Annotated in this window: 18 protein-coding genes and 2 pseudogenes; 10 read left to right on the top strand and 10 right to left on the bottom strand. The window is 70.0% G+C overall.

Going from position 1 to position 25507, the window contains the following annotated elements; genetic code table 11:
• Positions 1–56 precede the first annotated feature (56 nt).
• The 4 genes from O7620_RS04500 to O7620_RS04485 all read left to right on the top strand — a co-directional run bounded on the left by O7620_RS04500 (position 57) and on the right by O7620_RS04485 (position 6535).
• The gene (locus O7620_RS04500; protein ID WP_278121966.1) at positions 57–1406 is read left to right on the top strand and encodes a hypothetical protein; all 1350 of its coding nucleotides are present in this window, start codon (positions 57–59) and stop codon (positions 1404–1406) included.
• 586 nt (positions 1407–1992) lie between these two features.
• Positions 1993–3027 (top strand): IS110 family transposase, encoded by a 1035-nt coding sequence (locus O7620_RS04495; protein ID WP_278121965.1) that lies wholly within the window; start codon positions 1993–1995, stop codon positions 3025–3027.
• Positions 3028–4428: 1401 nt separating this feature from the next.
• Positions 4429–5745 (top strand): ISL3 family transposase, encoded by a 1317-nt coding sequence (locus tag O7620_RS04490; RefSeq protein WP_278121964.1) that lies wholly within the window; start codon positions 4429–4431, stop codon positions 5743–5745.
• Positions 5746–5773: 28 nt separating this feature from the next.
• Positions 5774–6535 (top strand): transposase family protein, encoded by a 762-nt coding sequence (locus O7620_RS04485; RefSeq protein ID WP_278126860.1) that lies wholly within the window; start codon positions 5774–5776, stop codon positions 6533–6535.
• A 1080-nt stretch (positions 6536–7615) separates the two neighbouring features.
• Here the strand turns inward: O7620_RS04485 and O7620_RS04480 are convergent.
• Positions 7616–8042, bottom strand: a pseudogene (locus O7620_RS04480) (transposase family protein); the annotation flags it as partial.
• Between the two features lie 250 nt (positions 8043–8292).
• Between O7620_RS04480 and O7620_RS04475 the strand changes: the two are divergent.
• Both O7620_RS04475 and O7620_RS04470 read left to right on the top strand, forming a co-directional pair.
• A complete protein-coding gene (locus O7620_RS04475) occupies positions 8293–9063 on the top strand; it encodes a hypothetical protein (protein ID WP_278121963.1) in 771 nt (256 codons plus the stop codon).
• Between the two features lie 407 nt (positions 9064–9470).
• Positions 9471–10709 carry a site-specific integrase gene (locus O7620_RS04470; protein ID WP_278121962.1) on the top strand — a complete coding sequence of 413 codons (1239 nt, stop codon included), beginning with the start codon at positions 9471–9473 and terminating at the stop codon, positions 10707–10709.
• A gap of 81 nt (positions 10710–10790) precedes the next feature.
• On the opposite strand, the gene O7620_RS04465 is transcribed toward O7620_RS04470, so the two are convergent.
• The 4 genes and pseudogenes from O7620_RS04465 to O7620_RS04450 all read right to left on the bottom strand — a co-directional run bounded on the left by O7620_RS04465 (position 10791) and on the right by O7620_RS04450 (position 14707).
• A complete protein-coding gene (locus tag O7620_RS04465) occupies positions 10791–12542 on the bottom strand; it encodes a PucR family transcriptional regulator (protein WP_278121961.1) in 1752 nt (583 codons plus the stop codon).
• A 94-nt stretch (positions 12543–12636) separates the two neighbouring features.
• Entirely contained in the window at positions 12637–14088 is a 1452-nt protein-coding gene (gene argG, locus O7620_RS04460; protein WP_278121960.1) for an argininosuccinate synthase, read from the bottom strand.
• A gap of 46 nt (positions 14089–14134) precedes the next feature.
• Positions 14135–14460, bottom strand: a pseudogene (locus tag O7620_RS04455) (TrmH family RNA methyltransferase); the annotation flags it as partial.
• A 58-nt stretch (positions 14461–14518) separates the two neighbouring features.
• Positions 14519–14707, bottom strand: a complete 189-nt coding sequence (locus O7620_RS04450; protein WP_278121959.1) for a DUF397 domain-containing protein — start codon at positions 14705–14707, stop codon at positions 14519–14521.
• A 243-nt stretch (positions 14708–14950) separates the two neighbouring features.
• On the opposite strand from O7620_RS04450, the gene O7620_RS04445 reads away from it, so the two are divergent.
• Together O7620_RS04445 and O7620_RS04440 are read left to right on the top strand one after the other, a co-directional pair.
• Positions 14951–15439, top strand: coding sequence for a hypothetical protein (locus O7620_RS04445; RefSeq protein ID WP_278121958.1), 489 nt, complete (start codon positions 14951–14953; stop codon positions 15437–15439).
• Between the two features lie 13 nt (positions 15440–15452).
• Positions 15453–16232, top strand: coding sequence for an aminoglycoside phosphotransferase (locus O7620_RS04440; protein ID WP_278121957.1), 780 nt, complete (start codon positions 15453–15455; stop codon positions 16230–16232).
• 78 nt (positions 16233–16310) lie between these two features.
• Here the strand turns inward: O7620_RS04440 and O7620_RS04435 are convergent, their stop codons facing one another.
• Entirely contained in the window at positions 16311–17132 is an 822-nt protein-coding gene (locus tag O7620_RS04435; RefSeq protein WP_278121956.1) for an RNA methyltransferase, read from the bottom strand.
• Positions 17133–17276: 144 nt separating this feature from the next.
• Here O7620_RS04435 and O7620_RS04430 point away from each other — a divergent pair, with 144 nt between their 5' ends.
• Entirely contained in the window at positions 17277–19100 is a 1824-nt protein-coding gene (locus O7620_RS04430) for a thiamine pyrophosphate-requiring protein (RefSeq protein WP_278126859.1), read from the top strand.
• A gap of 40 nt (positions 19101–19140) precedes the next feature.
• On the opposite strand, the gene O7620_RS04425 is transcribed toward O7620_RS04430, so the two are convergent.
• From O7620_RS04425 to O7620_RS04410, 4 genes are all read right to left on the bottom strand, one after another.
• A complete protein-coding gene (locus O7620_RS04425; protein WP_278121955.1) occupies positions 19141–21339 on the bottom strand; it encodes a transglycosylase domain-containing protein in 2199 nt (732 codons plus the stop codon).
• 215 nt (positions 21340–21554) lie between these two features.
• Complete coding sequence (locus O7620_RS04420) at positions 21555–22322, bottom strand: hypothetical protein (protein WP_278121954.1); 768 nt, start codon at positions 22320–22322, stop codon at positions 21555–21557.
• A gap of 152 nt (positions 22323–22474) precedes the next feature.
• A complete protein-coding gene (locus O7620_RS04415) occupies positions 22475–23581 on the bottom strand; it encodes an SPFH domain-containing protein (protein ID WP_278121953.1) in 1107 nt (368 codons plus the stop codon).
• Positions 23582–23586: 5 nt separating this feature from the next.
• Complete coding sequence (locus O7620_RS04410) at positions 23587–24060, bottom strand: NfeD family protein (protein WP_151493220.1); 474 nt, start codon at positions 24058–24060, stop codon at positions 23587–23589.
• Between the two features lie 121 nt (positions 24061–24181).
• Here O7620_RS04410 and O7620_RS04405 point away from each other — a divergent pair, with 121 nt between their 5' ends.
• Positions 24182–25495 (top strand): serine hydrolase domain-containing protein, encoded by a 1314-nt coding sequence (locus O7620_RS04405; RefSeq protein WP_278121952.1) that lies wholly within the window; start codon positions 24182–24184, stop codon positions 25493–25495.
• Positions 25496–25507 lie beyond the last annotated feature (12 nt).

Raw genomic sequence — 25507 nt, 5'->3', positions numbered from 1 at the left:
CGGCAGGGCGGGCCCGGTCCGGACACGGCCGGACGAACCAGGGCCTAGTATGGCGTGTGCCCAACGAGCAGCTCCGGCGGATGGACGCCTTCACGTTCCCGTCCTACTCGATCGACTTCGCCACCGGCGAGGTGTTGTTCGACTACGCCCTGACCGGCCCGGCCGGTGAGCAGCGGTTCACCGAGGTGATCACCCTCCCGCTGCCGGCGGAGCCACCGTCGGACGAGACGGTGGCGACCCTCAACCGGGTCCTGGAGGTGCTGCACCTGGTCGCCGGGGTCAGCTACTACAAGGCCGCCGCGCCTCCCCGACTGGTGCTGCCGGCACCGCTGGGCGCGGCCACCGTCGACTACGTCACGGCCATCTACACCAAGGGCCTCGCGGAGTACGCGTACCGCAACCAGCTGCCGCACGTGCTCCAGCTGCGCCCGGAGGTGCCGGCCGGTTCGCCGGAGCCGCCACGGGTGTACGACGACTCCGGCCGCCGCCCCCTCTCCGCGGTCGGCGGCGGCAAGGACTCGATCGTGAGCCTGGAGGCGCTGCGCCGCGCCGAGCTGGACCCGGTGCCGTTCTCGGTCAACCCGAACCACGTGATCGTCGCGGTGAACGAGGCGTCCGGGCTGACCCCGCTGGCCGCGCGGCGGCGCATCGACCCGGTGCTGTTCGACCTGAACGCGTCCGGTGCGCTGAACGGGCACATCCCGGTGACCGCGATCAACTCGCTGATCGCGGTGGCCACGGCCGTGCTGCACGGGCTCGGTCCGGTGGTGATGTCCAACGAGCGTTCGGCGTCCGACCCGAACCTGGTCTGGGACGGCCACGAGATCAACCACCAGTGGTCCAAGGGCGTCGAGGCCGAGGGGCTGCTGCGGGCGTCGCTGGCCGAGCACGCCGGCCTGACCCAACCGTACTTCTCGCTGCTGCGCTCGCTGTCCGAGCTGCACATCGCCCGGCTGTTCGCCGAGTTCACCCGGTACGACGACGTGGTGACCAGCTGCAACCAGGCGTTCAAGCTGCGGGACGCGAGTGAGCGCTGGTGCCGTGACTGCCCGAAGTGCCGGTTCGTCTTCCTCGCCATGGCGCCGTTCATGGCGCGCGAGCGCGTGACCCACATCTTCGGCGGTGACCTGCTGGCCGACGAGTCGCAGATCCCCGGCTACCGCGAACTGCTCGGCGTGGACGGGCACAAGCCGTTCGAGTGCGTGGGCGAGGTCGAGGAGTCGGTGGTGGCCCTCGGCCTGCTCGCCGAACAGGACCAGTGGCGCGACGCCCCGGTGATCCAAGCGCTGGTGGAGGCGGTGCCGGCGACGGCCTGGTCCGCGGTGGCCAGCTCGGACGTCTTCACCCCCGGCGGCCCCAATCACATCCCGGAAACCTACGCAAAAGCGCTGAACACCCTCATCTGACACTCTCGCCCGCCCTGGGTGTGGGTCGCTGCTCCTCTGGAGCTGTTGTCGTTAACGAATCCAAGCGTGGTTGACCCAAGCCACGCCCGAAGCAGGCCGAGCCGGGCTGAGCCGAGCCGGGCTGGGCCGAGCGATTAAGCCCACGGCATCAACTCGACAGCGTGCCTGAGTGGCCCCGACGCCAGGCGACCTCGTCCGCGTCGATCATGGAGTTGTGGTGGGCGCAACAGACCGTTTCGCGACTTTTATGGGGCACCACAACTCCATGATCGACGCGGCGGGGCGGGGCCGGGGCCGGGGGGCCGGGGGGGACGGGTTAGTCCTTGTCGCCTCTGGCGAGGTGGCCCGTTCCGGGCTGAAAATCGTGTCGGTCGCTCGCTGACGTCGTCGCTCCTTGGTCCGTGTGAGGTCGTGGGTTAGTCGGACGCTGGTAGCCGCGTTGTGGGCCCTTCACTGTTGCTGCGAGCACGCGAGTTAGATTCACCCGTTCTGTGGCTGCCACGGGCGACCGCCCTGATGTTCGCGCTGGTGGGGAGGGTTTCGGTTGCTGGAACAGGCCCAGGATGAAGAGCAGATCATCACGCGTGTGGCGGGGTTGGACATCGGCAAGGCGTCGTTGGTGTGCTGCGCACGGGTTCCGGACGAGGCGAAGCCCGGACGGCGGCTGCAGGAGGTGCGGACCTATCCGACGATGACCCGATCACTGATCGGGCTGGCCGAGCGCCTGGCAGCGCTGGGGGTAACCCGGGTGGTTATGGAGGCCACCAGTGACTACTGGAAGCCGGTGTTCTACCTGTTGGAAGCGCACGGGTTCGAGGTGTGGCTGGTCAATGCCCGCGACGTCAAACACCTACCGGGCCGGCCGAAGACCGACAAGCTGGACGCGGTGTGGTTGTGCAAGGTCGCCGAACGGCAGATGATCCGGCCGAGTTTCGTGCCACCGGCGCCGATCCGGATGCTGCGGGACCTGACCCGCTACCGGGTCGATCTGATCGCTGAGGCGGGGGCGGAACGCAACCGGGCGGAGAAGTTGCTCGAAGACGCGCAGATCAAACTGTCGGTCGTGGTCAGCGACCTGTTCGGCACGTCCGGGCGGGCCATGATGGCGGCGTTGATCGCCGGGCAGCGTGACCCACACACCCTGGCCGAGTTGGCCCGCTCCAGCCTGCGCCGCAAGATCCCCGCCCTGCAGGAAGCTCTCACCGGTCATTTCACCGATCATCACGCGTTCCTGCTGGGCAAGATGATCACCCGGATCGAGCAGGTCGAGGCCGACATCCGCGAGGTCGACGCCCGGATCGAGGCGCAACTGGCCCCTTTCGCCCCGGCGGCGGCCCGGCTGCTTGAGATCCCCGGGGTCGGCCCGGCCGCCGCACCGCTGACGTCACCAACATCGCCGCCGCCAACCGGCATCACGCCCGCGACAGCACCCGCCCGCTGGCCCTACTCGGCATCACCTGACGACTTTGCCGGCGCCGTGGGTCACCACCACGGTCAACCGGTGCCGGACACCGCGACGGGCGCGAGGATCCGGCAGACCTGTCAACGCAGCGGGCAGCCCAGCAGCGGCTTCGTGCACGGTGACAGCCGGTGCGTCGGACACGGACGAGATCAGCGATGATGGCAAAGCGGGCATGGCTCACTTCGGACGATCGATAAGGCGTAGGAACCTCGATGATTATCTGAACCGGTCATGCCCGCCCTGCCACCACCAGCAAGGGCGCGTCTACACCAACCACATCAAGCCGGGCACCCCACGACTTTGCCGGGGCCCTGGTCGCGGGTGTGCGGGCCGTCCCCGGCGCGGCCCCCACCTCTACAGTTAGCGGTAGCGCCCCTGCCCACCTATGGTGTCATGCTGTGCTGCAGAATGCCCGCCTCCCGTCCCACTCTGGGAAAAGGAAGGATGAGGAGCGGAACCAGAACGAAGGCTCGCCGATGCGGCGGCCGGCTGGCCCCAATACATCGGTGCAGCGGGAGACGATGAGGGATGAGAATAGTTGGGGGGCGGATATCCCGACGCCCCGTAAGCCGCTGACGTCGAAGGGGCAGCCGTGGATTGCGGCGCTGCGCTGACTGATGCACCGTACAACGCCGTGGCCGTTCCTGAACTGAGGCCGGCTAATTGCGAACGAGTGCGCACATCTTGTCCGTATTGCGGTGGGTTCGGGTTATATCTGGCGGGCCATTCGGCGATCTCTGGAGGCACCGGCGCCTGCTGATGGGCGGGTCCAGACGAAGGCGCCTGCACCGGCACCAGACGGGCGGGAGTGCGATGGCTACGAAACACCATTAACTGGCTTTCTATCCATTCAGCCTGAATAACGACATCGCCACTCGGGTGAGTATAGTAGGGAATCCGGTATTTAACCAACAGTTCCCTAAAGGCAGGAAGGCGCCGATTGTTGCTGTCAGACCGCCCGAAACTCATTAGTTGATCATTCAATTGCTCTTCGCCCTGCAGTGTTGCCAACGCATGTGGTAACGGAATTCGCCCGGTGCGTCCCATGAAGTTATCAAGCTCTTGAATTCTGCGGTTCGCTTTATTTATTCGGGCTCTCCGTGCGGCGCTTTCGTTCCCAGAATTTTGCTGTTTGTTCACCGATCCTCCTGGATTACTCGTCTTAATCGATGCAGGCGATACCTTCGAGGGTGTTGCTTGCATCGCAATCTGGGCTAGCCTCTGCCCCGCTTGATTACGGATGGGAGTACAACATGTGTAACGAAAAGTCTTCCCCGTAAGTTCACGGTGGCACGGCCGTTTCATGAGCCATTTTCATCGTGACGGTGCAGGTCACGGGCGGTTCGGGAGGCCGATGTCCATGGAGGACGAGGCTCCCGGTAAGACAGCAATCGACCAAGATCAGATGCCCCAACCGGGAGCCTCGCTGTGCTGTCTTACCGGCTCTTCGAAGTTGAGCGGGGTTGGCGGGTGACGGCGACCCGGATATAGAGGGCTCGCAGCTCATCGGTGATCATCTGAGTGTCGAGTTCGGATGGTCACAAGTGAAGAGCTGCGAGCATGGTCAACGATACGACACGGCTGCTGGGGCTGGACGGCCTGGTGGTGGAGCGGGTCGAGCTGGACGCCACCGGTGTCCCGGTGGTGGACTTGTCCACCGGTTGTGAGCAGGCGCGATGCTGCCCGAAGTGCGGGCAGCCGGCGGCCCGGGTCAAGCAGTGGACAACGACCCGGCCGCGAGACTTGCCGGTCGCAGGGCGGCCGGTGCGGCTGCGCTGGCGTAAACGGCGCTGGTACTGCCCGACCCCGGCCTGTCCGCGTCAGTCGTTCACCGAGCAGGTCGCCCAGGTGCCGGCCCGTGCCCGGCTGACCCTGCGATTACGGCAGGCGGCCGGGGCTGCGGTCGCCGACGCTGGCCGCACGATCGTGCAGTCGGCCCGCGATCACGGCGTCTCCTGGCCGGTCGTCGCGGCCGCGTTCACCACCCACGCCACTGCGGTGTTGCCGGACGAGCCGGAGCCGGTCGCGGTGCTCGGCATCGACGAGGTCCGGCGAGGAAAGCCGCACTGGATCTGGAACGCCCAAGCCGGCTCCTGGACGGTCACGGCGGATCGCTGGCACGTCGGCTTCGTGGATCTGTCCGGCGGACAGGGGCTGCTCGCCCAGGTCGAAGGACGCACCACCGCCGCGGTCACCGGCTGGCTCGCCGCCCGCCGACCGGCCTGGCGCGAGCAGATCCAAGCGGTGGCGATCGACATGTGCACCGTGTTCAAGGCCGCGATCCGGCAGGTGCTGCCGCACGCGCTGCTGGTCGTCGACCATTTCCACGTCGTGCAGTTGGCCAACCGGGCCGTCACCGAGGTCCGCCGCCGGGTCACCCTCACCCAGCGCGGACGCCGCGGCCGCGGCACCGACCCGGAATGGCGGATGCGTAACCGGCTGACCCGCTCAGCTACGCGGATGCCCGCCAAGCACGTCGACCGCCTGGTCGACACCCTCGATGCCCTCCCGAGCACGATCGGCGCCCCGATCCTCACCGCGTGGAACGCCAAGGAAGACCTGCTCGACCTGCTCGCGACCGCCCGCACCCAACCCGACCGGGAACACGTCCACCGACTGCTGCACCGCTTCTACACCCGCTGCGCCGCCACCGACCTTCCCGAACTGCACCGACTCGCCACCACGATCGAGACCTGGTGGCCGCAGATCCACGCATTCCTGCACACCGGAATCACCAACGCCGGATCGGAAGGCACCAACCGCGTGATCAAGACCGTCGCCCGCGACGCCTACGGCTTCCGCAACCCCGAAAACCAGCGCCTACGCACCCGCACCGCGACCACCCGACGCCACCGCGGACACCTCAACCCCGCTTAACTTCGAAGAGCCGTCTTACCCTGCCGCGATTCCGTTGTCCACCCGCAGCCTGAACCACCTCGCCGCCCTCATCCGAACCCGCCGCCAGCAGCGACGGTCCCGGTGGCGACGCCCCGACCCCGGCCGGCAAGCCCTGCTCGCCCTGGCCCACCTGCGCAACGGCGACACCCTGACCCGCCTGGCCGCCGGATTCGAGATTGGCATCACGACGGCCTGGCGTTATGTCCGCGAGGCCATCGACCTGCTCGCCGCGACCGCCGACAACCTGGCCACGGCCATGACCAGGATCCAGATGCTCGCCTACGCAATCCTCGACGGCACCCTGATCCCGATCAACCGGGTCGCCGACCAGAAGCCGTACTACTCCGGCAAACACAAGCGCCACGGCGTGAACGTGCAGGTCATCGCCGACGCGGCCGGGCGTCTCGTCTGGGCCTCGGCCGCGCTGCCCGGCTCGACGCACGACCTGACCGCCGCCCGCACCCACGGCATCATCGACGCCCTGACCAGCGCCCACGTGATGACCTTCGCGGACAAGGGCTACCAAGGCGCCCCCGGCAGCGTGCGCACCCCGTTCAAGCGGCACCGCTTCCGACCGAAGCTGTCACACCGGCAGAAGACGGTCAACCGGGCCCACGCGAAGATCCGCGCCCGAGGCGAACGCGCGATCGCCACACTCAAGACCTGGAAAATCCTGGTCAAGCTGCGCCGCTGCCCACGCCGAGCAACCGCGATCGTGCAGGCCATCCTCGTCCTGCACCACGTCGAAGCCGACCGCAACGCAGGATGAAAATGGCTCAATGAAAGACCGAGGCTGGAGAAGGGTTCGTCTTAAGGACCCGACGGGGCGCCACGACCACGGCTCCGATGAGGCGGAGGAGGCTGGGTCATCGGGCGGTAAGAACTTGGCGTCTGTGCAGCAGAGGGAGCATTATTGCTGGCCAACTGTGCGCACCACGCGCGATGCTGATCGGGAGTAGGCGGCAATTGACCGAGCGGCAAAGCTTGAGTTGAGATTCCCATTAAAGGATGTGCGCCTAAGGTCTGCGGCGGGCTGGCGTAGAGACTCTGCTGGTGCGGGGTCCAACTTGCCTGACCATTTCCGGGAGAAAGAGATGAGACATTCGCAGCGCTCGGATTAAAGGACGGGAGGGGGATGGGAGCCGGGATGGGAGCTCGACTAAAAGACGGGAGAGGAATAGGAATCGTGGGACCAGGTGCTATGGGCAAATGGCCCACTGGCGCAGCTCTATCGACGTAGTAGTTGACGTTTGTAGGAGTAACATGTGTGAACCACTTTGCGTCAACCCCGCCCCAAATCTGCAAAGCGTTTCCAATGCTTTGAGAGATTGGTCTATGATTTAGCCTGCAATTCTCCAGAACCGTCCCGATCACGGAACTCGGTGGAGGTAGGCATCCTTGGGGCCAACCCAGTTGTTGATAGCCGTATTTAATTTCCTCAATCGATGTCCCCGGGAAGAATTTTTGGTCTTCGAGTACTAGATCTCCCTCGACACTTGGCATGAGAATTACCTTCCTCACAAGTTGGACCCACTCGATGGTGGGCTGGTGGGCTTACTGCAACGAGCCGGCGCCGAAGAGGTGCTCGCGTCACATCTGGGACGTCGTCGATTCGCGAGTTCGTGACCTCTGCCAGTGCTCGCGGATCCAGGTCTGGAGCGGCGAGAACGCCAAATTCTGCTCGGCGAAGTTCATCTTGCCGTTCGACGTCGGCGTTCCCACAATCACAACGTAAGCCGAGGCGTTCGGGTTCACCGTGTTGCCCGCGCCACGGCCGGTCGATCACGGCGAGACAGCCACCGCAGGGTCATTGAGCCATTCCGCGCAAGGCTTCGGTTGCTGACGGTTGTCATGTGGTGCGGTCGTGGTCGATGTGGAGGATGACCAGGGCTGCGGCGACGATCTTCCCGATCCGCCAGGGGTTGAGGCTGACGTTGCGCAGAGCCTTGAAGGTCATCTTGAGCAGGGAGTTCCCGCGCTCGCCGATGGCGCGCAGACTGTTGTGGGCCTTGTTGAGCTGTTGCTGGACGAGGGTCAGGCGGGCCGTTCTTCGGCCTTTTGAACGCGACGGTGACGGTGCCGGCCAGTCCTTCGTAGCCGAGGTCGCCCAGGGTGCGCAGGTCGGTTCCGGCTTCGGCGAGGGCGGGCAGGATCTCGGTGTGGGTGCGGACGGCGGTGGTGTCGTGTTCGCGGCCGGGCCGGACCTCGGAGGTCCAGATTGGCCAGCCGTCGGGCACGGTGACGACCTGGATGTTGCCGCCGTGGTTGTCGTGTCGTGCTCGCTGTGTCAGCGTCGCTCATTGCCCGGGGGTGGGTCCGCCGCGACTGCCTCCGTCGGTGCCGATTCGCCGCGCGGGGGCAGGGCGGCGAGTGGCAGCCCTACGCGACATCATCCGCAGCACGTTCCGCCTCATCGGCTGATGCCTTCATAACGGATCTTATCGAGGCGCGACGCGCCGTCCCTGCGGCCGCGTCGACCGGGAGTAGACTGTGACGTAACAGGCGTGACGAAATGGGGTGTGGTCCATGCCGAAAAAGCGGGGCCAGGCCGCGTGGCTGTCCCAGATCCTCTCCGAGTGGGCACGCGTGCCCGTGACAGTCGCCTGGGAGGCGAAGGGAGTCGGGCGGGGCGACTGGTGGGTGCGGTGGTCCGACGGCCCGACGGTCGAGGCGATGCGCGCGCATGCCCGCGCGCACGGGGTGTACCTGCGTCCGCTGGACGTGACCGCGCTGCGCTTCGCCCGCGACTACTCGCCGCGGGCGTGGGCGCTGGCGCTGCTCAGCCTCGCCGAGACCCAGCCGGAGATCACCGACTGGCACGAACTGCTCGGCGTCGCCGAGTCGTGGCTCGACGACGCCGACCAACCCGACGACGCGGGCGCCGACGACGAGCACGTCGCGCACCTGGTGGCCGTAGCGGACGGCCGGGAGGCCGCGATGGCTCGCGCGGTCTTCTCAGCCCGGCCGCAACGGTTGGCCGTGACGCAAGTTCGTGACGAAACTGGGTGTCCGGTCTGCGGTGCCCCGGTACCGGGCGCGGGCGCCGGCCGGCCGGCCCGCTACTGCTCGCCCGCGTGCCGTACCCGCGCCTGGCGCCGCCGCTCGGCCCGCGCCACCGGCGAGACGAAAACCCGTGACGAAACCAGGTGCCCGGTCTGCGGAGCCTCGGTGCCGCGCGCGGGCGTCGGCCGGCCGGCCCGCTACTGCTCACCGGCCTGCCGCACCCGCGCCTGGCGACAACGCCCGCGCCACCGCGACGACAGTGACACCACCCGCCCCGACGCCGGGGCGTCCTGACCCTCCACTCAAGCCAGGAGCCGCGATGAGCATCACCGCGTTCCCGCGCACGCCGAGCGCCCCCACGGCCAGGGCTCACCTCGCTCACATCCTGGCCGACATCGCCACGCTCGACCCGTCCCGCCACGGCCACACCGGCCCGGACACCCCGCAGATCACCGCCGCCTACGCGCAGCGAAACGCCCTGATCTGGACCGCCCTCACGCTCGCCCACGAGGCCGGCGTCCCGGCCGGCGTCGGCCACGACCCGAGCGACCCCCACCCGGTCGTGGTCTACCTGGAGCTGCCCACCGGCCAGGTCTCCTGGCACCTGCCCTCCCACCCGACCGGCTGGGACGGGCACACCACCCGCGCCAAATACGCGCGGGTGGCCGCGTTCGTCGACCTGGTCGACGAGGCACCGACCGGTGACCGAAGTGCTCACTGGCGAGCTGCTCCCCGCCCACCAGCCCCTGCCCGCCGCTGCGGCCCCCCACGACGGGGTCCCCACCGTGGGGGGTGCCGCCGACAACGAACTCGAGGAGCTGCTGCGGGAGTGGCTGATCGGGTACGCCTCACCGCACACCCGGAAGGCGTACCGGCGCGACCTGCAGCACTGGCTGGCGTTCCTGGCCACCTCCGGCGTCGACCCGCTCACCGAGGCCCGCCGCGTGCACACCCACGCCTGGCTACGCGCCCAGGAGGCCTCCGGCGCCGCGGCCGCCGCCACCCGCGCCCGCCGCCTCGCCGCGGTGTCCGCGTTCTACGGCTGGCTGATCGCCGAGGACCGCACCGACCGGGCCAACCCCGCCGCCATCGACTCCCGCAAGAAGCCGAAGGTCGACCAGCGCAGCACCAAGACATCAGGGCTGTCCCGAGGGCAGGCCGAGGCGCTGCTCCTCGCGGCCGACGCCGACACCGGCCCCCAGGCGCTGCGCACCGCGGCGATCGTCGCGCTGCTGCTCTACACCGGCATCCGCGTCGGCGAACTCGTCGACGCCGACGTCGAGCAGCTCGGCCACCACCGCGGCCACCGCACCCTGCGCTTCACCGCCAAGGGGGCCCGCGAGCACCTGGTGGCGCTGCCCGCCCCGGTCACCCGACGCCTGGACGCCTACCTCGCCACCCGCGCCGACCTCACAGGCCCGCTGCCCGTGGTAGCTGGGCAGGCCGGCGTCCGGGCCCACCGGCCCCTGGTCGCCACCGCCAGTGGCGCCCGGCTCGACGCTGCCGCGATCATCGCCGAGATCGGCGTGGACATGACCCGTTTCCCGACCCCGGCCCACCTCGCCGGCTGGGCCAAGTTCGCGCCCGGCGTCAAGGAATCAGCCGGCCGCCGCAAAGGCACCGGATCAACCGGGCACGGCAACCGCTACCTCGCCCGCGTCCTCGGACAGATCGCGGTCTCCGCCGCCCGCACCAGCACGTTCCTCGGCGAACGCTACCGGCGCATCGCGCGAAGACGCGGCGCCAAACGCGCCATCGTCGCGGTCGGCCGCTCGGTCCTGACGATCATCTGGCACCTTCTGTCCGACCCCGCAGCCGGCTTCCGTGATCTCGGCGCCGACTTCTACCTCAGCCGCACCGACACCGAACGCCGCAAACGCAACCACGTCCACCAACTCGAAGCCCTCGGCTACCGCGTCACCCTCGACCTCGCCGCCTAACGCACCACGCAACAACACCCATCCCGCGCCGCTTCGCGACGCGGGATGCTGCCGCACGTCAAGTCACGGTCGATTTTCGAGTTAGGGGGTTCGGACTGCTTCCAGGGCCAGTAGGGCTACGTGGAGGGAGAGGCTGGCCTCCACCGAGTCGAGGTCCACGTCGAGGATGCGGGCGATGCGGGCCAGACGTTCGTAGAAGGCCGGTCGGGACAGGTGGGCCGCGGCGGCGGCGGCGGACTTGTTGCGGCCCTGCTCCAGGTACGCGCGCAGGGTGTCGAGCAGCTGCTCCCGGGGGTGGCGGGCGTCGTATTCGAGGAGCGCACCGAGTTCACGCTCCACGAAGGTCTGCAACCGGGGCTCGTCGCGCAGCAGGTGCAGCAGCCCGGCCAGGCCGACGTGGGGAAGCCGGAAGATCGGCAGGTCACGACGGTCCCGGCGGGCCGCCTCGGCGATCTGCCGCGCCTCTACCAGCGACCGACGGGCCTCGCGCAGGCTGCCCACCCCGGATCCGGCGGCCACGATCACCGCACCCGCGCCGGCACCTCGGGACGGCTCGGCACCGGACGCCGACCGGGATGCGTCGCCGCCGGAGGGTGCGCGGCCGGTGCCGGCGTCGAGGCGTACCCGACGGAGTGCGCCGGCGAACGCGGACAGCGCGCGGTCCTCGGCCGCCGGGTCCGGCAGGGCCAGCAGGGCGCCCACCGAGTTGTCGTCGACGGCACTGGTCAGCGCGGTCAGTTTCGCCTCCCGCAGCGCCTGGCCGACCGCCTCGGAGAGGTCCCGCAGCCGGGCCTGACCGGCCTCGGGGCCGCCCTCTCCGGCGGGGTCGTCGGCGCGATGGCGGACCATCACGCCGACCAGGTGCCGCCGGTCGAGCACCACGCCGAGCGCCTTCGCCCGCAGCGCCACCTCATCCACCGGCCGGGAGTGGTCGAGCAGCGCGGTGAGCAGGGTGCGGTGGATCTGCCGTTCCAGACCTTCGGCGTCGCGGCGGATCAGCCGGCCCAGCGCGAGGGTGGACGCGGCCCGTTCGATCAGGATCGTGAGCCGGGTCGGCGGGCCGGCGGCCGGCGCACCGGCCCGGGCGCTGGGCACGTCGCCGCTGGCCGGCCAGCGCAGCAGCAGCCGACCCCAGTCCTGCCCCCGGGCTCCGACCGCGGTGACCAGCCAGCCGCTGTCCGGGTCGTACGCGGTCCGCCCGGCCGGCCGGATCCGCCGGGAGTGCTGCTCCCAGCCGTCCAACAGCAGCTCGGCGCTCTCGCCGGCCGGGTCGTACCCGAGGACCTGCCGGGACAGGTTCTCCAGCACCACGGGGCAACCGGACAGCTCGGCGGCCTGCCGGATCACCTCGGTGGCGTCGGCACCTTCGACGGAGAGGTCGTTGAACCGCTGGTGGATCTCCTCGGTGGCCCGCAGCTCGGTGAGCTGCGCGTCGACGATCAGCGCGTGCACCGCCTCGGTGATCCGCACGAACGGGGTGGCCCGGCGCAGTTCCACCAGGGGCAGTCCGCGTCGTTCGGCCGTGGCGACCATCACCCTGGGTACACCGCTGACGTACCGGCGGCCCAGCTCGACGACCAGCCCGGAGACTCCGACGTCGGCGAGGTCGCCGATGAACGCGCGCAGCCCCGCGTCGTCGCCCGGCAGCCCGATGCCGGTGGTGAGCACCAGCTCGCCACCCCCGAGCAGGGTGGCGATGTCGGGCACCTCGGCGACGTGCACCCAGCGGACGGGCCGGTCCAGCCCCGCGTCGCCGGCGACGACGCGGGGCGCGCCGTGGCGGACCGGGTCCAGGGCGAGGACCTCACGGACGGTAGGGAACACGGCCGACACGCTACCGTCCGTGACGCCGGAACTCGACTTGCCTCCGCCGGGAGGGCCGGCCGGCCCCGGGCGCCTGCCACCGGCGGCCGGGGGTCAGCCGGGCTCAGTCGACGCCGAACTCCATGGCGGCGCGGTCGAGGGCCTCGTCGGCGGCGGAGGCGACGCCTCGGGAGGCGATGGCTTCCGCGCCACCCTCCGGCATCGCACCGATCAGCCCGGTCGAGGCGGCCTGCGCGGCGCCGATCATCCGCTGGGGGGCCGCACCGCCGACCATGCCGAGCGAGGCGTACTGCTCCAGCTTCGCCCGCGAGTCGGCGATGTCCAGGTTGCGCATGGTGAGCTGGCCGATCCGGTCCGACGGGCCGAACGCCGAGTCCTCGGTACGCTCCATCGACAGCTTGTCGGGGTGGTAGCTGAACGCCGGGCCGGTGGTGTCCAGGATCGAGTAGTCCTCGCCCCGGCGCAGCCGCAACGTCACCTCGCCGGTGACCGCCGTGCCCACCCAGCGCTGCAACGACTCGCGCAGCATCAGCGCCTGCGGGTCCAGCCAGCGACCCTCGTACATCAGGCGACCGAGGCGGCGACCCTCGTTGTGGTAGTTGGCCAGGGTGTCCTCGTTGTGGATGGCGTTGACCAGCCGCTCGTACGCGGCGTGCAGCAGCGCCATGCCGGGCGCCTCGTAGATGCCCCGGCTCTTTGCCTCGATGATCCGGTTCTCGATCTGGTCGGACATGCCCAGGCCGTGCCGGCCACCGATGGCGTTGGCCTCCAGCACCAGGTCGACGGGGCTGCCGAACTCCTTGCCGTTGATCGTCACCGGGCGGCCCTGGTCGAAGCCGATCGTGACGTCCTCGGTGGGGATCTCCACCGACAGGTCCCAGAACCGGACGCCCATGATCGGGCTGACCGTCTCGATGCCGGTGTCGAGGTGTTCGAGGGTCTTCGCCTCGTGCGTGGCGCCCCAGATGTTGGCGTCGGTGGAGTACGCCTTCTCGGTGCTGTCCCGGTACGGCAGGCCGCGCTCCAGCAGCCACTCCGACATCTCCGTACGCCCACCGAGTTCGGTGACGAAGGCGGTGTCGAGCCACGGCTTGTAGATGCGCAGCTGCGGGTTGGCCAGCAGGCCGTACCGGTAGAAGCGCTCGATGTCGTTGCCCTTGAAGGTCGACCCGTCGCCCCAGATCTGGACGTCGTCGGAGATCATCGCCCGCACCAGCAGGGTGCCGGTGACGGCCCGGCCCAGCGGGGTGGTGTTGAAGTACGCGCGTCCGCCCGAGCGGATGTGGAAGGCACCGCAGGTCAGTGCGGCGAGACCCTCCTCGACCAGGGCTGCGCGGCAGTCGACGAGTCGGGCGACCTCGGCGCCGTAGCTGAGCGCACGACCGGGCACCGAGGCGATGTCGGGCTCGTCGTACTGGCCGATGTCGGCCGTGTAGGCGCAGGGAACGGCGCCCTTGTCGCGCATCCACGCGACCGCGACCGAGGTGTCGAGGCCGCCGGAGAAGGCGATACCGACACGTTCGCCGATGGGCAGGGAGGTGAGAACCTTGGACACGGGGAAGATTATTCAACAAGACGCATGGTCATGCAAGTCGAAGTGGTTACTCGCTGTCGCTCGGCGCGTCGTCGCGGCCCAACTCCCAGAGCGCCACCGCCGCTGCGGCGGCCAGGTTCAACGAGTCGACCCCGCGTCGTATCGGGAGGACCACCCGCACGTCGCTGGCCGCCCGAGCCGCCGCCGTCAGGCCGGGCCCCTCGGCGCCGAGCAGCAACGCCGCCCGCTCACGCTGCGCCGGGGTCAACCGCTGCATGGGTACGGCGTCCGGCGCGGGCGTCATGGCGAGCACCGCGAAGCCGCCTCGCGCACCTGGTCCAGGCCCGCCGGCCAGTGGTCGAGCTTGGCGTACGGCACGGCGAACACCTCCCCGCAAAACGAAGGCCCGGCTCCCCGACATGGGAGGGCCGGGCCTTCGCGCGTTTCCGGGTCAGTGCTGCTTGGCGAACCCGACGAACGACTTCCAGGTCTGCGGGTCAAACGTGAGCGCGGGGCCGGACGGGTCCTTGCTGTCGCGGACGGCCACGACGTCGGGCAGGTTGTCGGCCACCTCAACGCAGTCGTTGCCGCTGGTCCCGCTGCGGGTGGACTTCTTCCACGTAGCGTTACTGAGATCCATGATGGCGCTCGACTTCCTTGATCAGCTCGATGGACTGCTGGCGAGGAAGCGCCCAGTCCGCGCGAGATGTTCGAGCGCTTCGTGGCATGGGGTCCGCACCGCAGGTCTGCTGCCGAGCGCTCGCAGGCGGTTGGCGGCTCATAGATTCCCGCTGGTCGCCGCCTGGCCATGCGGCGACTGACGGGCGCATAAGGCACCAGCAGAAGCGGAGGGCCCTTCTCCACACTGGTTGAAGGAGGAGTCTTGAGTATCGACGTCAGTACCCCGAGCAAGGTCGCCAAGGACCCCCGATCCCTCGTCGACCCCGAGACGTTCGACAAGCTGGTCAGCTACTTTGCAGCCGACCAGCACGTCACCCGCACATACGCCGAGCGGGCCATCGAGCAGTTCTGCGTGTTCATCAAGGCGCACGCCGACAACGTCAACAACCAGGACTTCGGGATGCCCCTGCCGGACGGCTCGATCGGTCGCGTCGTGCCGACCCTTCCGGTCGACGCGGTGTGGCACTCCGTGCTGCAGCACACCCTGCCGTACGCCGCCGCTTGCGAGCAGATCGCTGGGGGCTTCGTCCACCACATCCCGATCTTGACTGAGGGGATGATGGACGGAACCGCTGTCACCTTCACGCTCGCGGCGCTGCACGCGACCGGCTACCGAGTCGACATGGAATTTTGGTACGGCGAGGCTGAGTCCTGCTGTCCACCCAACCCGCCGCAGCCCGGCGGCAAATGACAGAGAGGTAGCCATGCGCCGCGAATGGGCCGCCCTGCCTGGGACGGTCGTGACGGAGATAGCCGAGCGCGTCGGCGAGATCATCGACGTACGCCCAGCTCTGACGGGCAACCACGCCGAGATCGCGTCGAGTGTCGTCGGCACGTCCGGCATGGTCTTCGTCAAGGCCGCCACGACCGGGCTGAGCGTCCAGACGCTGCGCTATGAGCTGGCGGCAGCGGGGGCGGTCGACCGGTTCCCGCCGGCCGTCCTGTGGCACTTCGAGCGCGACGGCTGGTTGGTGGTGGGGGCCGAGCTACTTGACGGCCCCCACCCCGACCTGTCTCCCGGAAGTCCAGATCTGGACCTGCTCCAGGTGACCCTTAAGGCCCTTCAGGGCAAGCCGGCTCCGCCCGGGACCTGGTTCACTCCGGCGGGCCGCCTCGGGTTTGCGTTGCCCGAGATGCAAGGCCGAACGCTCGTTCACTCCGACATCAACCCGACCAACCTCATCCTCACGGCGAACGGGCTACGCGTTGTCGACTGGGCGTGGACGACTGAGGCCGCCTCGTGGGTCGAGCTGGCGCTGCTCGTGCAGTGGCTCATCGGCAGTGGCCACAGCCCGGCGCAGGCCGAGGAGTGGCTGGGGCAGTTCCCCGCCTGGACCTCGGTTGGCCGCGACGCTCTCGACGCCTTCGCCGCGATGAACGCCGCGAAATGGGAGGTCAAGGCCGAACAGAGCGCAGACGGGTGGGTGCATGATCTTGCGGCCTGGACCTGCGCATGGGCGAAGCACCGGAGCGCCGCCGGCTGACGATTTCAGCGCCCACGACCGCCCGCCCCGGGTTCGCCTCCTCCCCCCGAAGAGGACGAGCTGGGGCGGGCTACTAATTCAAGCTGGAGGCATTCCCAGCTCATCCTCGCGGCCCAGCTCCCAGAACGACACCGCAGCAGCAGCCGCCACGTTGAGCGAGTCGACACCACGGCGCATCGGCAGGACCACCCGCACGTCACTGGCCGCCTGCGCCGCCGCCGTCAGGCCGGGGCCTTCCGCTCCCAGCAGCAGGGCGGCCTTCGCTCGCTGAGCCGCGGTGAGGCGCTGAATCGGCACTGCATCGGGTGCCGGCGTCATGGCCAGGATCGTGAAGCCGGCGGCGCGCACCAGGTCCAGCCCTTCCGGCCACGGGTCCAGCTTCGCATAGGGGACGGCGAACACCTCGCCCATACTGACCCGCACACTGCGTCGGTAGAGCGGATCGGCGCAGGACGGCGAGAGCAGCACCGCGTCGATACCGAGAGCGGCGGCTCCCCGATACACCGCTCCCAGATTCGTGTGGTTATTCAGCCCTTCCAGCACCGCCACCCGGTGGGCGCTGGCCAACACGTCCTCGGCCGCAGGCAACGGCTTGCGATGAAAGCTGGCCAGCACGCCTCGGTGGACGTGAAATCCGGTGACAGCCTCCAGCACCTCCTGGTTAGCCGCGTACGCCGGTCCGTGGTCGAGCAGGTCGCCGAGCTGGTCTACCCGCTTCGCGTCCACCAGGAAGGAGCGCGGCTGATAGCCCGCGCGCAGCGCCCGGCGCAGCACCAGCTCCCCCTCGGCGATGAACAGGCCGTGCGGCGGCTCCCAGCGGGTGCGCAGCTCGACGTCGGTGAGCGCGCGGTAGTCGGCGATCCGGTCGTCGTCGGGGTCGGTGATCTGGTGGACGGGCACCCGACGATTCTGCCGGACGGGAAGCCCTGCCCTCCGACGCCCGCCCGACCGGGTGTTTTGTCCGAAGAAGACGGGGAATGACCGGCGGAGTATCCGACCAGACGGGAAGGGATCAGCTAGGTGAGCGCAGACCGCACCACGGCGATGGAATCCGGCGCTCTGCCCCGGCACCCGACCGTCGCGGACCACATCGTCTCCCGCCTGTTCAGCTGGGGCGTCCACCGCTACTTCGGTTATCCCGGCGACGGCATCAACGGCCTCACCTCCGCGCTGCAACGCACCGAGGGGCGGGCCCAGTTCATCCAGGTCCGCCACGAGGAGACCGCCGGCTTCGCCGCCTCCGCGCACGTCAAGTACGGCGGCGGCCCGCTGGGCTGCGCGCTGGTCACCAGCGGGCCGGGCGCCATCCACCTGCTCAACGGCCTGTACGACGCGAAACTCGACCACCAACCGGTGATCGCCCTGGTCGGGCACACCGCGACCACCGCCGAGGGCGGCGGCTACTACCAGGAGGTCGACCTGCTCGCCCTCTACAAGGACGTGGCCGCGGCGTTCCTGGCCCAGCTCGACCACCCGGCGCAGGTACGCCACCTGGTCGACCGGGCGTGCCGGACGGCGCTGGCCCGGCGTACCGTCACCGCCCTGATCCTGCCCCTGGACATCCAGGACGAGCCGGCCGTCCCGAACCCGCCGCACGCGCACGGCTACTACCAGACCAGCAACGCGCCGAGCAGCACGCCGACGATTCCACCGGAGGCGGACGTGCGCCGGGCGGCGGAGGTGCTGGGCGGCGGGCAGCGGGTGGCCATGCTGGTCGGCCAGGGCGCCCTCGGCGCGCGCGACGAGGTCCGTGAGATCGCCGATCGGCTCGGCGCTGGCGTGGCCACCGCACTGCTCGGCTTCACCGCCGTCGACCACCGCGCGCCATGGGTGACCGGCGCGATCGGGCTGCTCGGCACCCGACCGAGCTGGCAGCTGATGAGCGGCTGCGACCGGCTGCTGATCGTGGGCAGCAACATGCCGTACTCGGAGTTCTACCCGCCGCCCGGGCAGGCCCGCGCGGTGCAGATCGACCTGGACGGCACCCAACTCGGGCTGCGGTACCCGACCGAGGTGAACCTGACCGGCGACGCCCGCCCCACCCTGCGGGCGTTGCTGCGCGAGCTGGGCCCCGGCCCCGGGCCGGCCGCCTGGCGGGCCGAGATCGCCGAGGCCACCTCGGCGTGGCGCCGGGCGCAACGCGACCTGGCCGAGCAGGCCGCCGAACCGGTCAACCCGCAGCTGCTCTTCCACACCCTCAACGAGCGCCTCCCCGACAACGCGATGCTCGCCGTGGACTGCGGCACCACCACCGCCTGGTACGCCCGACACATCCAGGTCCGCCCCTCGATGCTGGCCAGCCTGTCCGGCACGCTGCTGTCCATGGGCGGAGCCATGCCGTACGCGCTGAGCGCGAAGTTCGCCCACCCGGACCGACCGCTGATCGCGCTGATCGGTGACGGCGCCATGCAGATGAACGGCGTCAACGAGCTGATCACGGTGGCGAAGTACTGGCGCAGCTGGGCCGATCCGCGGTTCGTGGTGCTGGTGCTCAACAACCGGGATCTGGCGTTCGTGAGCTGGGAGCAACGCTCCAGCGAGGGGACGCCGATGTTCCCGGACAGCCAGCAACTGCCGGACATCGCCTACCACCAGTGGGCGGAGGTGCTCGGCCTGCGCGGCGAGCTGATCGACTCGCCGGAGCAGATCCCGGACGTCTGGGAACGGGCGCTCACCGCCGACCGGCCGGTGGTCATCAACGCGCTGGTCGACCCGGCCGAGCTGATGCTGCCGCCGCACTTCACCGCCGAACAGGCCCGCAAGACCGCGGCGGCCGTACTACGCGGCGACACCGACTGGGCCGGCATCATCCGCCGCGGCCTACCCGCGACGATCGCCAGCTACCGCCCCCGCCGCCGCGACCGCTGAACGCTGCGCCCAGCCCCCACCACGCCCCTGCCCCCGCGATTCAGCCTCGGCGGTTGAGCCAGCGCTCCAGGGCTGAGCGGGGGTCCTCGGTGGTGGGTTGCTGGCGGTCCGGGACCGCGGGGCGTTCCACCGGGCGGCGCGGTTCGCCGGCCAGCTCGCGGCTGGGCGCGGCGAACGCCTTCTCCGGCTGGCCCTTGACCGCGGTGGCGATGACCCGGGCGACGGCGTCGATCACCTTCGTCTGCACGGCGGAGCCCACCGAGTCGGCCGGGTCGTCCGGGTTGGTGGCGATGCCGGCCACCGCGACCTGCGGGGTGAAGCCGACGAACGTCTCGGTCGCGTTCTGCTCCGAGCTACCGGACTTGCCGGCCACCGGTCGACCGTCGAGGATGTCGTTCACACCGGTGGCGGTGCCGCCGTTGCACTGCCCGTACGGCGACTGCTGCCCCACCGGGCAGCGGGCGGCGTCGGTCGCGGCGCGGGCCACGTCGGCGTCGAGGACGCGCTTGCAGGACGGCTCCCCCACCGGCACCTTCGTGCCGTTCGCGGCGGTCACCGAGACGACCGGCAGCGGTGTGCAGTAGGTGCCCTCGGCGGCCACCGTGGCGTACGCGTTGGCCAGGTCCAGCGGGGTGGTGGCGGCCACGCCCAGGGTGAACGAACCCCAGTTCGCGGCGTTGTCCTTGGCGAACGCGGCGTCCGAGTCGGCGCGAAACGTGATCCCGAGCCGCTGCGCCATCTGCACCACCTTGTCCTGGCCGACCTGCTCGGCCAGCCAGACGAAGTACGTGTTCACCGACCGGCCGAAGCCGTCCCACATCATCCGGTACCCGTCCATCCAGTCCGGGTTGGCGTTGGCCGGGCACCAGTGGCCGTCGCAGCTGCCCGGGCCCTCCGCGGCGTACCGGGTGGGCAGCTTGGCGGGCGCGTCGAAGCCGGTGGAGAGGGTACGGCCCGACTCCAGCGCGGCGAGCATGGTGAACAGCTTGAACGTCGAACCCGCCTGGTACCCGTCGACGCTGGCCCCACCGGAGATCAACGGGTTGACGGTGTTCGGGTAGTTGGCCTGCCCGGCCGGGTTGTCCGCGAGGCTGTAGTGCCGGTTGACCGCCATGGCCAGCACCCGACCGGTGCCCGGCTGCACGGCCGCGATCGGCAGGGCGCGCTTGTTGTCGTACCCGTAGACCTTGGTCGCCTGCTGCTGCGCGGTGGCCTGGACCTTCGGGTCCAGCGAAGTGATCACGGTGTAGCCGCCCGAGCGCAGGGCCTGCTCGCGCTCCGGCACGGTGGCCCCGAACGCCGGCTGGGTCAGCCACCAGCGGCGCAGGTAGTCACAGAAGTAGCCCCAGTCGTCGTGCCCCTGCGACACCGCGGTGCAGCCGTTGGGCGGTGCGGTGGGGTGCAGGGTCAGCGGCTCGGACTTCGCCTGCGCGGCCTGCGCGGCGGTGACCGCCCCGGTGGCGACCATGGAGTCCAGCACGTACGACCGGCGGGCCAGCGCCTCGTCCTTGTCGCCGTCGATGGGGCTGTACGCGTCCGGGGACTGCACCAGGCCGGCGAGCAGAGCCGACTCGGCGAGGGTCAGCTTCGCCGGGGGCTTACCGAAGTAGCGCTGGCTGGCCGCCGCGATCCCGTACGCGCCGGAGCCGAAGTAGGCGATGTTCAGGTAGCGGTCGAGAATCTCGTCCTTGCCGAGGCTCTGCTCGAGCGCGCCCGCGTACCGGATCTCCTGGAGCTTGCGCCCGACGGTGGGGTCGGTGGCGGCGGCCCGCTCCTCGGCAGTGCGGGTGGGGTCGGTCTTGAGGACGTTACGGACGTACTGCATGGTCAGCGTCGAGCCGCCCTGCTCGGTGCCGCCGCCCTTGACGTTGGCGACCAGTGCCCGGGCCAGGCCGCGCAGGTCGGTGCCGCCGTGGTCGTAGAACCGCCGGTCCTCGGCCGCCACGATCGCCTGCCGCATCACCGGGGCGATGTCCTCCAGCGCGACGTCGGTGCGGTTCACGTCGTAGAACGTGGTGATCAGCGTCTTACCGTCGTTGGCGTAGAGGTACGACCGCTGCGGGGTGGCCGGGGTGCGCAGCGAGTCGGGCAGCGCGGCGTACGTGCCGAGCGCCGAGCGGGCGGCGAACCCGAGCAGCAGGTTGCCCGGCAGCGCGGCGACCGCCAGGGCGAGCCCGGCCAGCAAGCCGGCGAGCAGCACGGTGAACAGCCGCGACAGCGGCGAGCGGGAGGCGGCCATGCTCCCCAGGATTGCCACAAAAACCGCCAACCGACCACCCCCGCCCGGCGATTGTCAGCAACTTCACGGCCCCCCACCAGCGAACCCCCACCAACCCCGCCCCCACTCCCCCTCCCGCCCCTCCTTCCCTGGTGATCAAGAGGTTTGCGTCAGCCGAGAGCCCTCTTCTGACGCAAACCTCTTGATCACCGTGGATCGGGGTGGGTGGGCGGGGTTTAGGGGGTGGGGGTGCTGACGCTTGCGGCGGCGGCGTCTCGGGCGGTTTCGCGGGGCATCAGTCGGCCGGAGCGGTAGCCGATGCCGATGCCGGCGATCAGCACGAAGATCGCGCCGAAGGTCTGCAGCGAGCCGATCAGGGCACCGCCCAGGCCGAGAAGGGGCGCGGCGATGATCAGCATGACGCCGTCGCCGAGGCTGAACGAGCCCGAGCGGGCCACCGCCCAACCGGTCAGGAACCAGCCCACGCTGTAGAACGTCGCGCCGAGCAGGACCAGCGACCGGGCGGAGGTGCCGAAGACCGGCGTCTGCTCCTCCAGCCCGGCGAACGGCAGCATCAGCACGGTGCCGGCGATGCTGACCAGCAGGCCGGCGGCGGCCACCCGGCGGCTGCGGGTCGCGGCCAGCAGCCCGGTGAGCGCCAGCAGGGCGAGCAGGCCGAGCCAGACCGCGGCCACCCAGCCGATCAGGTACACCGCGCGGCCGTCGGCCGGATACGGGTCGTTGCCCACCCCGCCGTCACTGGCCATCGCCACCGCGCCGTAGAGGATGGCGTACGCGGGCAGCAGCCACACCGCGGCCCGCGCGAAGCGGCGCACCGACCAGGCCCAACTGGCGTTCGTGGCCGGGCCGGCCGGGGTGGGCTCACCGACGAACGGCAGTACGCCGAACCCGCCACCGGTGCGCCGGGAGCCCAGCGGGGCCGCCGGGTCGTGCGCGCCGGGCACGGGGGTCGAGGACCACATCCGATTCGCCGGATCCTTCATGCGTCACCTCGCTCGTCGTCGAGCGGTGCACCGACGCGCCGGGGCGCCCCGATTGCCTGGTCACCACCCGTCCTAGGACCGATCGTGGCAGGCGTCGGAGCGCCCCATGAGTCTTTCTCGCATTTACCCGGCCTGGTGGCCGGCAGACTGGATCAGCCGCGCTCGCGCTGGTCGGCCGGGTCCTCGACGAGGCTGGCCGGCGACACCGGCTCCGGGGCGGGCAGCCCCGGCTGACCCTTGCCGCCGGTGGCCTGCGCCTCGGCGACGCGTACCTCATCGTGGATCTGCTGAGCGGCGGCCGCCGCGGCCTGCGCGGCCTCCGCGGCCTCGCGCTCGACCTGGCTCGCCTGGTCCGCGGCCTCCGGTGCGGGCAGGTCCCCCACCATCTGGCTCAGCCCGCCGAGCGCGCCACCCATCCCCTCCAGAGCCTTGGTCAGCTCGGCCGGGACGATCCAGACCTTGTTGGCGCTGCCCTGGGCGATCTGCGGCAGGGCCTGCAGGTACTGGTAGGCGAGCACCTTCTGGCTCGGGTTCGCCTGGTGGATCGCGTCGAAGACCGTCCGGATCGCCTTCGCCTGACCCTCGGCCTGCAGGATCCGGGCCTGCCGGTCACCGTCGGCCCGCAGCACCGCGGACTGCTTGTCACCCTCGGCGGTGAGGATCACCGACTGCTTGTGGCCCTCGGCCGTGAGGATCGCCGCGCGGCGGTCCCGCTCAGCGCGCATCTGCTTCTCCATCGAGTCGCGGATGCTGGCCGGCGGCTCGATCGCCTTGATCTCCACCCGGGTCACCTTGATGCCCCAGCGGCCCGTCGTCTCGTCCAGCACGCCGGAGAGGTGCCGGTTGATCTCGTCGCGGCTGGTCAGCGCCCGCTCCAGGTCCAGCGAGCCGATCACGTTACGCAGCGTCGTGACGGTGAGCTGCTCGATGGCCTGCAGGAAGCTGGAGATCTCGTAGGTCGCGCGGACCGAGTCGACCACCTTGAAGTAGAGGACGGTGTCGATCGAGACCACCAGGTTGTCCGAGGTGATCACCGGCTGCGGCGGGAAGCTGACCACCTGCTCCCGCATGTCGACCTTGGTGCGGACCGCGTCGATGAACGGCACCAGCAGGTTGAGGCCGGGGTTGAGGGTGCGCTTGTACTTGCCGAGCCGTTCCACCACGTCCTGGCGCTGCTGCGGCACGATCCGCACCGCCTTCGCCAGCGTTATCACGGCGATCAGCGCCACCGCGATCACCAGCACCCCGATTACCGTCATCCCGTTCACCCTCTCGCTTCCGGCAGCTCGCCGGCGGAAGAAACGTCGTCCTGCCAGACCAGGGCGGTCGCGCCCCGGACCTTAATCACCCGAACCCGTTGACCAGGGTCGTAAACCTGCGTCGTGTCGTACGAGCGGGCGCTCCAGAGCTCGCCGTCAATCTTGACGAGGCCGTGCTCGGCGTCCACCCGTTCCAGCACCATCGCCGTGGAGCCCTCGATCGCCTCCACACCGAACGGCTGCTCGCCGCTGTCCAGCGCGGAACGGCGATGCCGTCGCATGACCGGGCGGGCCACCACCAGACTCAACGCCGACACCACCGCGAAGACCAGCGCCTGCACGGCCACCGGCGCGCCCAGAGCGGCGGCGCCCGCGGCGGCGAACGCACCGACCCCGAACAGGATCAGGAAAAGCGTCGTCGTGAAGATCTCGGCGACCGCCAGCACCACACCCAACACGATCCACACCACGGCGTCCACACCACGATCGTGACACGCACATGCACGCGCGACCTTCCCGGGAAGATCAGTAGGCTCGGCGAAGCCATTTCCGGCCGACCAAAACACCTGAAATCAGCGGCGCCGATCCGAGGAGACCCCCGTGACCCTGCTGCCCGAGACCGCCCGACAGATCGACACCCGGGTCGCCCAGGCACAGGCCGACGGTCACGCCCCGTCGCTGGTGCTGGGCGTGGTCCGCGACGGCACACTGGCGCACGTGGCCACCGCCGGCGAGCACCCCCGCCCGGGCGTCGACCTGCAGTACCGGCTGGGCTCGATCAGCAAGACGATGACCGCCACCCTGATCATGCAGTTACGCGACGCCGGCCGGCTCGCCGTCGACGACCCGCTGGAGGAGCACCTCCCGGGTACCGGCGTCGGCACGCTCACCCTGCGCCAACTCCTCGGGCACGCCAGCGGCATCCAGCGCGAACCCGAGGGCGACTGGTGGGAGCGGACCGCCGGGGTCGACCTGACCACCCTGCTCGCCGGGCTCACCGCCGACAAGATCGCCTACCCGCCGCACGCCACGTACCACTACTCCAACCTGGCGTACGGGCTCCTCGGCGGCGTGCTCGAACGACTCACCGGGACGCCCTGGATCGACCTGCTCGACGAGCGGATCCTCACCCCGTTGCGCATGCGCCGCACCACGTACACCGAGACCGAGCCGTTCGCCCGCGGCTACGTCGTACACCCCTGGCACGACACCCTGCGCGAGGAGCCGCGTACCGACACCGGCGCGATGGCCCCGGCCGGGCAACTCTGGTCGACGATCGAGGACCTGGGCCGCTGGGCCGCGTTCCTCGCCGACCCCGACCCGTCGGTGCTGGCCGCCACCACGCTCACCGAGATGCGCTCACCCGTGGTGATCAGCGACCTGGAGGCGTGGAAGAGCGGGCACGGCCTCGGGGTGGAGCTCTTCCGGGAAGGCGACCGGGTGTACGTCGGGCACGGCGGCTCGATGCCCGGCTACGTCGCCTCGTTGGCCGTACACCGACCCAGCCGTACCGCGGTGGTCGGCTTCGCCAACTCGTACGGCCTGCGCACCGGGCACATCGGCGCGCTCGGCCGGCAACTCCTCACCCTGGTGCTGGACGCCGAGCCCGCGCCGGTCACGCCCTGGCTGCCGGCCGCCGCCGCGCCACCGGCCGAACTGGCCGAGCTCACCGGCCGCTGGTGGTGGATGGGCAGCGAGATCGAGGTGTCCGTCGATGCCGCCGGCGAACTGCGCGCCGGCCCCGTCGGTGCGCCGAATCTGCGCTTCGTGGCCGAGGGGCCGGACCGGTGGCGGGGCCACGCCGGCGACGAGAATGGCGAGATCCTCCGCGTGCTGCGCGACGGCCACGGCCGGGCAGTCGCCCTGGACATTGCCACCTTCGTCCACACCCGCACCCCCGACCAGGTGCCCTGAGTCCCGCGCTGC

The organism is Micromonospora sp. WMMD710, assembly GCF_029626045.1.
Taxonomy (GTDB): Bacteria; Actinomycetota; Actinomycetes; order Mycobacteriales; family Micromonosporaceae; genus Micromonospora.
Note: the sequence above shows the minus strand (reverse complement) of the source record. Positions and strands in the feature narration are given on the sequence as shown.

Coding starts and splice junctions, on each gene's coding strand:
- O7620_RS04430 (WP_278126859.1), top strand. CDS start 17,277: ATGGAATCCGGCGCTCTGCCCCGGCACCCGACCGTCGCGGACCACATC.
- O7620_RS04440 (WP_278121957.1), top strand. CDS start 15,453: ATGCGCCGCGAATGGGCCGCCCTGCCTGGGACGGTCGTGACGGAGATA.
- O7620_RS04425 (WP_278121955.1), bottom strand. CDS start 21,339: ATGGCCGCCTCCCGCTCGCCGCTGTCGCGGCTGTTCACCGTGCTGCTC.
- O7620_RS04490 (WP_278121964.1), top strand. CDS start 4,429: ATGGTCAACGATACGACACGGCTGCTGGGGCTGGACGGCCTGGTGGTG.
- O7620_RS04415 (WP_278121953.1), bottom strand. CDS start 23,581: ATGACGGTAATCGGGGTGCTGGTGATCGCGGTGGCGCTGATCGCCGTG.
- O7620_RS04420 (WP_278121954.1), bottom strand. CDS start 22,322: ATGAAGGATCCGGCGAATCGGATGTGGTCCTCGACCCCCGTGCCCGGC.
- O7620_RS04450 (WP_278121959.1), bottom strand. CDS start 14,707: ATGGATCTCAGTAACGCTACGTGGAAGAAGTCCACCCGCAGCGGGACC.
- O7620_RS04475 (WP_278121963.1), top strand. CDS start 8,293: ATGCCGAAAAAGCGGGGCCAGGCCGCGTGGCTGTCCCAGATCCTCTCC.